A 434-nucleotide genomic window follows, 5' to 3' on the forward strand; every position below is an offset into this window, starting at 1 on the left:
CATCCAGGAAAAGGAGAACGAACATGCAACTAGTACATGGCGGCGATTGGGCCGGTTACCGGGCCGAGTTCGGGCGGGATGCGCTGGATTTTTCGGCCAACGTCAGCCCGCTGGGCCTGCCGGAAGTGGTGGCCCGGGCCATCACGGCGGCATTGCCCACGGCCGACCGCTACCCCGACCCCCTGTGCCGTGAGCTGCGGGCAAAGCTGGCGCTCCATGAGGGCGTGCCGGCGGAGCAGATCCTCTGCGGCAATGGGGCGGCAGACCTCATCTTCCGGCTGGTCTGGGCCAAAAAGCCCCGCCGGGCGCTGGTCACCGCACCCACCTTTGCGGAGTATGCCACTGCTTTGGAGAGTGTCGGCTGCACGGTGGATCGCTTCTTTTTGCGGGAGCAGGAGGACTTAGCGGTCACGGATGCGTTCTGTGCGGCCATC

1 protein-coding gene is annotated in these 434 nt (G+C 65.7%); it reads left to right on the forward strand.

Annotated elements, in window-relative coordinates; genetic code table 11:
- Positions 1–23 precede the first annotated feature (23 nt).
- Positions 24–434, forward strand: a 411-nt coding sequence (locus P0G09_RS15715) for an aminotransferase class I/II-fold pyridoxal phosphate-dependent enzyme (protein ID WP_275253121.1), incomplete at its 3' end; no start/stop codon positions are given.

Origin of the sequence: Faecalibacterium sp. DFI.5.82 (assembly GCF_029076575.1) — a bacterium.
GTDB lineage: Bacteria > Bacillota > Clostridia > Oscillospirales > Ruminococcaceae > Faecalibacterium > Faecalibacterium duncaniae.